An 11,330-nucleotide genomic window follows, 5' to 3' on the forward strand; every position below is an offset into this window, starting at 1 on the left:
GGCTGCGACCGCCCGCCACAACGAGCTGATGGTCCGGCAGGAGGAATCCGTCACCATGCCCGAGGCCACCCTGATCCTGGATCAGCGGCAGACCAGCTACGGGTCCGGTTTCCTCTCCGCCTTCGGCAACCCGGACGACGACGGCGGCATGCTCTCCTCCCCCACGTTCGAATGGGCCGTGGTCGGTGCGGTGTCCATCGCAGCGCACCTGCTGGAGCGCAACTACTCGCTTCGCTTCCTCAACGAGACCGGAGCGCCCGCATTGCGGCGTTCCGTTTCCGCGCCGTGGCCGGAGGACGAGGAATTCTCGGGGCAGGCCGGGCTGCATGGGATCTCGCACGGGCTGGCCGCCCTGGAACTCGTGCCCGATCCCAGCAAGCGGCCCACGGCCTCGCGGAAGCGCCCGTCTGCACCCGTTCCTCCGGTCCGGTCCTCGTCCGCTTCCGTCCGGTCTTCGTCCGGGGGGTCAGCGTCCGGTGGGTCCCACCTTGTCCAGCGCAACGGTCATGGTTCCGGTGCCCTGCCGTTCGGTGATCCGATGCTGGATAAACTCGCAGGTCTGAAGAACCGCGGGCCGCTGATCGCGTTGCTCGGTGCCATCAGCGAAGCAGAGGCCCGGGATCTGGGTCCGGCGTCCGAGTACGGGTCACAGTCGTTCGCCATGCTGGTCAGCGAACGGCCGCGGGACCTGCACGGCGTGATGGATATCCTCCGGGGCGCCGGCTGGCATGTGGTGGCGGTGAACCCGAATGCGTCCGTGGCCGCCGCCTGGGCGCACTTCGACCCCGCACCGGTGGGCGCAACCTCCTCGACCGCGAAAACCACCCTCGCCCCCGGCACGGTGGGGTCAGGTGCTGCCGGTTCTGCGGGTTCCGTTGCGTCCGGCCGCTCGGTTGGTTCTGCCGGTACTGCCGGTTCTCCCGGTTCTCCCGGCGCCTCCGGTTCCGTTATTTCAGGAGGCCGGACATGACCGCGACCCTCTCCCGTCCCGCTGAGGGCGGGCAGGCCCAACGCCTCCTGCCCAACCGGCCCGCAGCTCCGCGCAGGAACTACAACCACCTCCTGGTCACGGCCGCCTCGTTCGCGGCGGTCATGCTCACCTCGGTGAGCCTGTCCGGCGTGATCTTCGGCTGGACCTGGTTCATGCCGGTGCTGGTCACGGTGGGAACGGTGCTGTTCTTCATGGCCCTGACGCGGCTGTCGCGGCTGCCATCGTACTGTGTTCCGCTGGTGGGGCTCCTGGCGCTGGCCGGATCGTTGATCTGGCAGTTCTTCCCCTCCCAGAGCACCCTGGGAATCTTTCCGGGGGACGGCTTCACCGGTCGGCTCACCATCCTGCTCGGCCGTGCCGAGAACACCGTCATCTCACAGGTGGCACCGGTGCTGCCGACAGCCGGGCTGTTCCTGGTGGTCTGCGCGGGCATCGGCCTGATCGCCATCCTGGTGGACACACTCGCCACCACGCTGCGGATGCCGGCCACCAGCGGACTGGCGCTGCTGGCAGTGCTGGTGGTTCCCGCCGTCGTACGCATTAATAGTGTGGGTGTGCCGTCCTTCATTGCCGCCGTGGCGGGGTTCCTGATCCTGCTGGGCTGTGCCCACTGGCGTGAGGCACGGCAGGATTCCGACTCGTCGAGTGAGTTGTCCGGAGCCCATCTGTCGCGGGGAATGACCATCGGCGTGCTGGCGCTGGCCATCGCCGTCGTGCTTCCGCTGGGGATTCCCGGCTTCAATTCGGGAGTTTTCCCGCAGGGAGCGCGGGTGAACCTGTGGGGAACGGCAACCGGGCTCAATCCGGTGGTGACGCTCGGGAATGACCTGCGCAATCCCAATGGGTTCGGCAGGATCGAGTATGCAACCACGGCCACGGAGCCGCTGTACCTGCGTTCGGTCACCCTGGAGGATTTCAGCGGGCAGCGGTGGGAACCGGACCAGCGGCTCGGGCAGCGGGTGGCCGGCGTGGACGAGATGTTTTCCGACGGCCAGCCCGGCGGTGAGACCACCTTCACGCGGATTACCACGGACAGCTTCACAAGCCCCTGGCTGCTTTCACCGTACGCGCCGTTGTCCATCAGGGGGCTGCGCGGGCAGTGGGCATATGACCCGGGGAACCTCAGCATCCTGGCGATCGACGGCGGTTCCACGGCCGAGCAGGACTACCTGGTGGAAAGCATTGAACCCGTGCTGACCAAGGAGCGTCTGGAACGCATTCCGCCGGTCAATCCCGAGTCTGTGGAGGAGAAGTTCCTTGCCCTTCCCAGCTCGCTGCCCTCCGTCATCAGCAACACCACCGCGGAGGTTGTGGAGGGGATCTCCAACCCCTATGACCAGGCCATCGCGATCCAGAGCTTCCTCCGCGGGCCGTCCTTTGTGTACTCAGTGGACGCACCGGTGGACGGCGGCTATGACGGAAATAGCCTGGACGTGATGGCGCGGTTCCTCGAATCGCGGTCCGGGTACTGCGTGCACTATGCCGGGACCATGGCGGTGATGGCCCGCCTGGCCGGGATCCCGAGCCGGGTTGCGGTGGGCTACTCCCCCGGATCACCCACCGGTACGCAGTTCCTCGGCCCGGACGGTACGGAGTTCACGGAGTTTTCGGTGAACTCCAAGGACGCACACGCCTGGCCGGAACTGTACTTCGAGGGTCTCGGCTGGGTGCAGTTCGAGCCGACGCCGTCACGCGGTGTGGTCCCGGACTATGCCATCACCACCCTGTCCCCGGCCAACCCGTCGGTCAACAGCGACAACCTGAACCCGAGTACCGCAGAGGTGCCGGAATCCACCGCCGCACCGTTCCCGGACGCCGACGAGGAACAGGCCGCCAAGGCTGAGCGGGACAGCGCCGAACGGAGTTCCACCCTCGGCGGAGTCCTCGGGCTCCTGCTCGTGCTGCTCGCCCTGACGCCGCTGGCGTTGCGGCAGATGCGGACTGAGCGCCGTCGTCGTTCTGTCACCGGCAACACCAGGGGTGTGGGCGCCGCGACCGTTGCGTGGGCGGAAACCGTGGAGCTGGCTGCGGATTACAGGATGCCGCCGTTGCCCACCGACACACCGCGGACATTTGAGCAGCGGCTGCGTGCCCGGCTGGATGACGCGGCGGCCGCTGCACTGTCCCGGTTGCGGCGTGCCTACGAGGAAGAGGAATACGCCGAGTTTGCCGGTGCGGATGCCCGTCCGACAAACAGCTGGGACGACGTCGAGTCCGTCACCCGCGCGCTGTCCCAATCCGCGTCCGTTCCTGCCCGGGTCCGTGCACGGTTCTGGCCGCAGTCGCTGTGGCAGCCGTTCGGGGCGCAGCGCAGTGAGGACGTAGCGGGTTCGTCCCGTACCTGACAGCTGCGGGCCGGTTCCCCCACCCCCGTTGATTTGGCAGGACACGCCGTTAATGGAGCGTCAAACGGGGTGTGTCCTGCCAAATCAACGCGAGGGGGCGAGGGGTTGAGCGCGTTGACCCTGGTTTAGTCGGCTGACGGGTCCGCGATGCCCACGTACTGCGTGTACAGGTATTCCTCGATGCCCTCGTAGCCGCCTTCACGTCCGAGGCCCGACTGCTTCACCCCGCCGAACGGCGCCGCCGCATTGGAGATGACGCCCGCGTTGAGGCCGAGCATGCCGGTGTCCAGCCGCTCGCCCATCCGCAGCCCACGGTTCAGGTCGCGGGTGAAGACGTACGCCACGAGTCCGTACTCGGTGTTGTTGGCGAGCCGGACGGCGTCGTCCTCCGAGGAGAAGGTGACGATCGGGGCCACCGGACCGAAGATCTCCTCCTGCAGGATCCGCGACTTCGCGGCAACGTCCGTCAGAACGGTCGCCGGGTAGAAGTAGCCGGGACCGTCCACGGGGGAACCGCCGGTAAGGACCTGAGCGCCGTCGTCGACCGCGTCCTGCACCAGGGAGTGCACGCTGTCGCGGCTCTTGCCGTCGATCAGCGGGCCCAGCTTCGAGGAGTCCTCGGTGCCGCGACCGGGGGTGACGTCCTTCATGCGGGCGGCGAGCTTGTCGGCGAACTCGGCGGCGACGGACTCGTGCACAATGAACCGGTTGGCGGCCGTGCAGGCCTCGCCCATGTTGCGGAGTTTGGCGGCCATGGCGCCGTCAACGGCCTTGTCGAGGTCGGCGTCCTCGAAGACCAGGAAGGGTGCGTTGCCGCCGAGCTCCATCGAGGTGCGCAGGACGTTCTCGGAGGCGTCGGCCAGCAGGCGCCGGCCCACCGGCGTCGAACCTGTGAAGGAGAGCTTGCGGAGCCGGCTGTCCTTGATGAGGGGTCCGGTGACGTCGCCCGCGCTGGTGGTGCTCACGATGTTGAGGACGCCCTTGGGCAGGCCGGCCTCCTCGAGGACCTTCGCGAACAGCAGCGAGGTCAGCGGTGTCAGGTTCGCGGGCTTCAGCACCATGGTGCATCCGGCGGCGACGGCGGGGGCGATCTTGCGGGTGGCCATCGCCAGCGGGAAGTTCCACGGGGTGATCAGCAGGCAGGGGCCAACGGGCTTCTTGTTGACCAGGATGCGCGACTTGCCGTCCGGGGCTGTGGAGTAGCGGCCGGACATGCGGACGGCTTCCTCGGAGAACCAGCGGAGGAACTCGGCGCCGTAGGTCACTTCGCCGCGGGCTTCGGCGAGCGGCTTGCCCATTTCCATGGTCATCAGTAGCGCGAAGTCGTCGGCGCGTTCGGTGACCAACTCGAAGGCGCGGCGCAGGATCTCCCCACGCTCGCGGGGTGCTGTGCGGGCCCACTCATCCTGGGCGGCGACGGCGGCGTCCAGAGCGGCCTTGCCGTCTTCGGGGCTGGCGTCGGCGATGGTGAGCAGCGTCTTGCCGGTGGCGGGATCCTCTACGTCGAAGGTCTTGCCGTTGGCGGCATCGCGCCACTCTCCGCCGATCAGCAGACCGGTGGGAACCGAGGACAGAAGTTCTTGTTCGCGCTGGGCGGTGATAGTCATCCGGGAGCCTTTACGATCGACGATGGTGTGTTCGAGCTCTCACGCTAGCCCTGCGCCGCTTGCCCCGTCCATACAAATCTGCACGACGACGACGGCGATCCACTGTCGGAGTGCACAGTCTTACGTGCGCGCGGCCACCACCGCCGCGTACAGCTCCCGTTTGCTGACGCGCGAGTCTTCAGCCACGGCCGCGACCGCCTCCTTGAGCCGTAGCCCCTGGCTCATCAGCTGGTTGACCGCTGCCACGTGGTCTTCGGGTGCAGTGGGCGCCTCAGCAGGTGCACCGCCGACGACGACGGCGATCTCCCCCCGGACCAGGTTGCCTTCCACCCACTCAAGCAGGTGCTGCAGCGGCCCACGGATCACTTCCTCGTACCGTTTGGTGAGCTCGCGGGTCACGCATGCCGGCCGTTCCGGACCGAATTCGGAGTGCAGCGCCCGGATCATCGCTTCGAGCCGGTGCGGCGCTTCGAAGAACACCATGGTGCGGCGTTCGGTGCGCAGCTCAGCGAGCCGGGCGGCGCGTTCGCCCGCCTTGCGCGGCAGAAAGCCCTCGAAACAGAAACGGTCGGTGGGCAGGCCGGACAGGGCGAGCGCGGTGAGGACGGCCGAGGGTCCGGGGGCAACGGTGACGGTGATGCCCCGGGCTGCGGCGGCCTCGACGAGGCGGAAACCGGGGTCGGAGACGGACGGCATGCCGGCGTCGGTCACCAGGAGCAAGGTGGCTCCGGCCGCGACGAGGTCAAGGAGTTCCGGGGTGCGGGCGGCCTCGTTGTGCTCGTGGTAGCTGAGGGTCCTTCCCGCCGTCGTCACGTCGAGGGAACGGATGAGCCGTTGCAGGCGCCGGGTATCTTCGGCGGCGATGATGTCGGCGGTCTCGAGGAGCGACACCAGCCGGAAGGTTGCGTCGCCCATGTTGCCGATCGGGGTGGCCGCCAGCACTATGCTGCCGTTCCCCCTCGTGAGCGACTCCGGGAGGAGGGGCTCGGGGGCGTCATCGCCTTCCGGCACATCCAGGTTCTCCTGATCCCCGGGCACTCCCGTGCCGTCCGCGGGGAGGGTGCCGCCGTCGTCGTCGTTATGTTCCGTCACCCGCTCAGCCTACTGTCCAGGAACTGTCAGGGCCGCTGGGTACGATGATCCGGTGAGCCAAACCACCACCGCCGCCGCCCTCCCTGAGGGGTCCGGGCGGCAGTGGGTCCTCCCCGCGCGCACGGCGTTTTCCGAGCGGGTGCTGCGTCGTCGGCTGCTGGGTGAGGAGCTCCGGTTCAGGCTGTGGGGGTGGCTGCTGCCGGTGCTGGTGGCAGGAATCGGCGGGGTGCTGCGGTTCGTCCGGCTGGGTGAGCCCGACTCCCTGGTGTTCGACGAAACCTATTACGTCAAGGACGCCTATTCCTTCCTGCAGTCGGGGTATGAGCGGGAATGGCCGGAGGAGGCGGACTCGTCCTTCAACGCCGGAAATCCCGGGATTCTCCTGGAGACGCCTGACTATGTGGTGCACCCGCCGGTCGGCAAGTGGATGATTGCGTTCGGGATGCTGCTGTTCGGTCCCTCGAATCCATTCGGGTGGCGGTTTACGGCCGCGGTGGTCGGGACGCTGTCCATTCTCATCCTGGCCCTGGTGGCGCAGCGTCTGTTCGGATCGGTGGTGCTCGGCGGGGTTGCCGGGCTGCTGCTTGCGGTTGACGGTCATCATCTGGTGCATTCCCGGACGTCCCTGCTGGACGTCTTCCTCATGTTCTGGATACTGGTTGCCTTTGCGCTGCTGGTGCTGGACCGTGACTGGGCACGACGGCGGTTGGCCACCCTGATGGCCGGGCTCGCCCGTGAACGCGGGCAGCCCACCCGCGACGAGCTGCTGTACGGGCCGTGGCTGGGGCTTCGTCCGTGGCGGATTGCGGCGGGCGTGGCGCTGGGTCTGGCGCTGGGAACCAAGTGGTCCGCGCTGCCCTATATTGCGGTGTTCGGGCTGATGACCGTGCTCTGGGACATGGCGGCCAGGCGCACGGTGGGAGTCCGGCGCTGGGTAGCGGGCGCCGTCGTCCGGGATGGGCTGCAGGCGTTTGTGTCGATCGTGCCCGTGGCTCTGCTCACCTACGTGGCGTCGTGGACGGGCTGGTTCCTCTCCACGGATGCGTACAACCGACAGTGGGCCGCCCAGAATCCCGATCCGCTCTGGGACTGGGTTCCCGCTCCCCTGCGCTCGCTGGCCGAGTACCACCGCAGCGCCTATTCGTTCCACGAAGGGCTCAGCTCCGAGCACCCGTACGAGGCCACGGCGTGGTCCTGGCTGGTGATGGGCAGGCCGACGTCCTTCCACTACCAGTCGGACGGGCTGACCTGTAACGCCGCCGACTGCTCCCAGGCCGTCAGCGTGGTAGGCAACCCGCTGATCTGGTGGGCCGCCGCGCTGTCGCTGCTGGTGGTGCTGCTGTTCTGGGCCGGCCGGCGCGACTGGCGGGCAGGTGCCATCCTCGCCGGTGTTGCAGCCGGGTATCTTCCGTGGTTCCTGTTTCCGGACCGCACCATGTTTTTCTTCTACGCCATCGTGTTTGAGCCGTTCCTCATCCTCTCGCTGGTCTACGTGCTTGGCCTGATACTGGGCCGTGCCGGGGACCCCCCATGGCGGCGGCGGAACGGTATTCTGCTCGTGGGGGGATTCGTTGTGCTGGCGGTATTGGTATCTGCGTTCTTCCTGCCCATCTGGACAGCTGAAACCATTCCCTACAACCAGTGGCGTCTGCGAATGTGGATGCCAAGCTGGATCTGACCGAGGCACCATCGCCACCGTGTCACCGTCATTGAGCCGCCGCCGCAGTGTTACCGCCGCAGCGTCGTTCTTCCAGTGTCGTTCTTCCAGTGTCGTTCTTCCAGTGTCGTTCTTCCAGTGTCACCGCCATCGAGGGAAAGCGAGCCACATCCCATGCGTGAATCCTCCACCGAGCTCCTGGTCGATCTGCCGGCCGGATCCAACGTCACCGACCTGCTCCTCGCGCAGCACAAGCGCGCTCCCAACGCACCCCTGTATGCGGTGAAGAAGGACGGCACCTGGACAGATATCAGCGCGGACACCTTCCTCACGCAGGTGCGTGCGCTGGCCAGGGGTCTCCTGGCACGCGGGATCAAGCCGGGCGATTCCGTTGCGGTCATGTCGAAGACCCGTTACGAGTGGACACTTGCCGACCTCGCCATCTGGTTTGCCGGAGCCGTCACCGTCCCCATCTACGAGACCTCCTCGGCACACCAGGTGAGCTGGATCCTTGAGGACTCTGCCGCCGTCGTCGTGCTCGTGGAGAACGAGGAGAAGGCGGCCGTGGTCCGCCAGGCAGCGCCGGATGCGCAGGTGGTGCTGATGAATGACGACGACGGCGATGCCTCCTTCGCCTCGCTGGCGACTGACGGGAAGAGCGTCAGCGATGACGAGCTCGAGGTGGCCCGGACCAGCCGTACGCTGGCCGATGTGGCGTCGCTGGTGTACACGTCGGGCACCACGGGCAGGCCCAAGGGATGCGAGATCACGCACGGCAACTTCGCGCTGTTTGCGGTGAACACGATCGAGTTCCTGCCGGAACTGCTCAAGCAGGAGAACGCGCGTACCCTGATGTTCCTGCCGCTGGCCCATGTGCTGGCCCGTGCCGTGCAGCTGGTGTGCCTGACGGGCGGGGTGAAGCTGGGTCACACGTCGAACGCCCTCGAACTGCTCGACGATCTCGCCGCCTACAAGCCGACCTTCCTGTTGGTGGTTCCACGGATTTTCGAGAAGATCTACAGCACCGCTTCGCAGAAGGCGGAGGCTGCCGGGAAGGGCAAGATCTTCCGTGCGGCCGATGCCACCGCGGTGGCCTACTCAAAGGCACTGGACAATGCGGCCCGGGGCGGAAGCGGGCCGTCGCTGCTGTTGCGGGCGCGCCACGCTCTCTTTGACAAGGTGCTCTACCCGAAGCTGCGGGCTGTCTTCGGTGGCGAGGTTGTGCATACGGTGTCGGGTGCGTCGCCGCTCAGCGAACACCTCGCGCACTTCTTCCGGGGTGCCGGAATCAACGTCCTGGAAGGCTACGGGCTGACCGAGAGCACTGCGCCGTGTACGGCGAACACCGTTGCGCTGACGCGGGTGGGTTCAGTGGGCATTCCAATGCCGGGCACCACCATCCGCATCGATGACGAGGGCGAGATCCAAGTCAAGGGCGTCGGCGTCTTCAAGGGTTATCACAACAATGATGCGGCCAACGCGGAGTCGTTCACCGAGGACCGGTTCTTCCGGACCGGTGATCTCGGCACTCTCGACGAGGATGGCTTCCTGCGGATCACGGGTCGAAAGAAGGATCTGCTGGTGACGGCGGGCGGCAAGAACGTGGCGCCTGCACCGCTCGAGGAAAAGCTGCGGGAGCACCCGCTGGTGGCGCACGCTCTGGTGGTCGGCGACAACCGTCCCTTCATCGCCGCCCTGGTGACTCTCGATCCCGAGGCAGTGGAGAGCTGGGCTGCCGCCAACGGGCACGGCACTCCGGTGTCGGAGGTTGCGTTGCGTGCCGAACTCCAGACGGCGGTTGAGGCGGCAAACCAGCTGGTGTCGCGGGCTGAGCAGATTAGGAAGTTCGACATTCTGGATGCCGAGTTCACCCTCGAGTCCGGGTACCTCACGCCAACGCTGAAACTGAAGAAGTCAGCTGTGCTGGCCGATTACGGGACGGCGGTCGAGAAGCTTTACTCCTGAGGTTCAGGCGCTGTTGGTTGCGACGTGCTCCGGTGAGGCGCTCGGGTGAGGCGCTCGGTCGGTGCGTGCCGTCGTCGTTCCTGAGGCGCTGCGCGGCTCACACTCCGCTGTTGGCGGCGACGCGTGATTCAGGCGACGCGCGCTTCGGGCGAGGCGCTCAATAGTGAGTGTGCCGTCGTCGTCGTTCGCTAGACCGTGCCGTCGTCGTCGTTCCTGAGGCGCTGCGCGGCTCACACTCCGCTGTTGGCGCGGCGAGCTTCGTAGGCGCGGGCGGACTTTTCGCGTCGTGCCTTGGTGGGCCAGGTGAGCACGAGCGTCAGCACCGAACCGATCAGCACGATGGCTCCCACTGCTGCGGCGGCGTCGATCCAGAACTGTGCGGGGAAGAGTCGGATGAGCGTGTCGTCGAGGCGGAAGGTCCAGGTGCCGTCGGCGAAGAACAGTGCGTGGACCTGGGTGAAGAACGTTTCCCAGGCGAGGATTCCCGCGACTGCCAGCGCTATTGCAAGGACGAGCGTTGCCGTAGCGCCGGCGAACAGTGCCCTCCGGATGCCGCCGGGGTACTTGCGCGCGAGATAGATGCATGCGGCCACCGCGAGGAGTGCCAGGACAGTCGCGACGACGAACCCGGTTGCGAGAACGCCCTTCACATCAGCCATGTGGCCTACCTCGCTGTCGAGGAAGAGCTGATCGCCGTCCACATTGACCAGGTCACCGAGGTAGCGTGCGGGTGCCCAGTTCAGGATGTAATCCATCGTGTAGGAGCCGTAGGTCATGCGGTCCTCGGTGCTGAACCCGTAGCTGTCAGCCGGGAAGCCAGGACGGTGGTATTCGACCCAGAGGAACAGGGGTGTGGTGACGGCCCGGACGGCGGCGGCGAGCAGGATCACCGGGAAGAACACCGCGACCATGACCTGCAGGACCCGTGGGAGGACCGGTTTCGCTGCGGCTGCCTCGTCGCGTTGGTTGGCGCGACGGCTGACGTCCTCTTCCGGAGGCCTGATGGAGAGGCTCGACGTGTCCGGATTGGGGTCGTCGGCCGGGGTGGTGCGGTTGCGGGTTGCTTTTGCTTTGGTCGCGGCGGATGCGGTTGCGCCGGCTGCGATTCCCGCGGCTGCGGCTGCCCCGGTTCCAGCTCCGGTTCCGGTTCCGGTTCCAGTTCCGCGCGACGGTGTCTCGTCCTGAGTCGTCTCACGTGCCGCGGCTGCCCCGGTTCCAGCTCCGGTTCCGGTTTCAGTTCCAATTCCATTTCCGCGCGACGGTGCCTCGTCCGGGGCGGAAGTGCCGGCCAACTCATCATTGTCGGGAGTCGCAGCAATCTGGCTCGTTGCCGGCGAGGTCGGGTCCGCGGTGGTTGATGCACCTGCAGTGGTCGCAGCGATGTGGCTCGTTGCCGGCTGCGGGTCGGTGGTGACGTGGTCCGTTGGACCGGTGTCGGCCCTTGTCCCGGCGGGTTCTGGACGGTCCGCCGGCTGGTCAACGCGGGTGGAGGCGGGATTGTCCGCGTCGGGCGAGGTAACTGTTGCGTCGTCGTCGTTCCTGGTGGGATCACCTGATGCGGTGGGTGCCCCATCATCCAGCGGTTCCTGGGGATTACGGCCGGCAGCATCCGAGGGATTGCTGCTACGCCATGAAGTGGGTGCCGCAGGTGATGAATTGGCTTCCGGCGTCGT

7 protein-coding genes are annotated in these 11,330 nt (G+C 66.8%); 4 read left to right on the forward strand and 3 right to left on the reverse strand.

All coding sequences use genetic code 11. From position 1 onward, the window contains the following. Nucleotides 1–970, forward strand: a 970-nt coding sequence (locus X803_RS19110) for a DUF58 domain-containing protein (RefSeq protein ID WP_156930043.1), incomplete at its 5' end; no start/stop codon positions are given. Beyond that, complete coding sequence (locus X803_RS19115) at nucleotides 967–3,336, forward strand: transglutaminase TgpA family protein (RefSeq protein ID WP_051470638.1); 2,370 nt, start codon at nucleotides 967–969, stop codon at nucleotides 3,334–3,336. The genes X803_RS19110 and X803_RS19115, both read left to right, overlap by 4 nt. Before the next feature lie 125 nt (nucleotides 3,337–3,461). On the opposite strand, the gene X803_RS0110010 is transcribed toward X803_RS19115, so the two are convergent. Further along, nucleotides 3,462–4,943 carry an NAD-dependent succinate-semialdehyde dehydrogenase gene (locus X803_RS0110010; RefSeq protein ID WP_026545031.1) on the reverse strand — a complete coding sequence of 494 codons (1,482 nt, stop codon included), beginning with the start codon at nucleotides 4,941–4,943 and terminating at the stop codon, nucleotides 3,462–3,464. A gap of 120 nt (nucleotides 4,944–5,063) precedes the next feature. After that, nucleotides 5,064–5,954: a 16S rRNA (cytidine(1402)-2'-O)-methyltransferase gene (gene rsmI, locus X803_RS0110015; RefSeq protein ID WP_051470641.1), complete on the reverse strand. Its 891-nt coding sequence runs from the start codon at nucleotides 5,952–5,954 to the stop codon at nucleotides 5,064–5,066. A gap of 220 nt (nucleotides 5,955–6,174) precedes the next feature. On the opposite strand from rsmI, the gene X803_RS0110020 reads away from it, so the two are divergent. Beyond that, the gene (locus X803_RS0110020; protein ID WP_253907440.1) at nucleotides 6,175–7,713 is read left to right on the forward strand and encodes a dolichyl-phosphate-mannose--protein mannosyltransferase; all 1,539 of its coding nucleotides are present in this window, start codon (nucleotides 6,175–6,177) and stop codon (nucleotides 7,711–7,713) included. A gap of 153 nt (nucleotides 7,714–7,866) precedes the next feature. Next, the gene (locus X803_RS0110025) at nucleotides 7,867–9,657 is read left to right on the forward strand and encodes an AMP-dependent synthetase/ligase (RefSeq protein WP_026545034.1); all 1,791 of its coding nucleotides are present in this window, start codon (nucleotides 7,867–7,869) and stop codon (nucleotides 9,655–9,657) included. A 230-nt stretch (nucleotides 9,658–9,887) separates the two neighbouring features. Here X803_RS0110025 and X803_RS19120 read toward each other — a convergent pair. After that, a partial coding sequence (locus tag X803_RS19120; RefSeq protein ID WP_343299618.1) for a TIGR01906 family membrane protein occupies nucleotides 9,888–11,330 on the reverse strand: 1,443 nt, incomplete at its 5' end.

The organism is Arthrobacter sp. 35/47 (assembly GCF_000520475.1).
GTDB lineage: Bacteria > Actinomycetota > Actinomycetes > Actinomycetales > Micrococcaceae > Arthrobacter_D > Arthrobacter_D subterraneus.

Coding starts and splice junctions, on each gene's coding strand:
- X803_RS0110025 (WP_026545034.1), top strand. CDS start 7,867: ATGCGTGAATCCTCCACCGAGCTCCTGGTCGATCTGCCGGCCGGATCC.
- X803_RS0110010 (WP_026545031.1), bottom strand. CDS start 4,943: ATGACTATCACCGCCCAGCGCGAACAAGAACTTCTGTCCTCGGTTCCC.
- X803_RS19115 (WP_051470638.1), top strand. CDS start 967: ATGACCGCGACCCTCTCCCGTCCCGCTGAGGGCGGGCAGGCCCAACGC.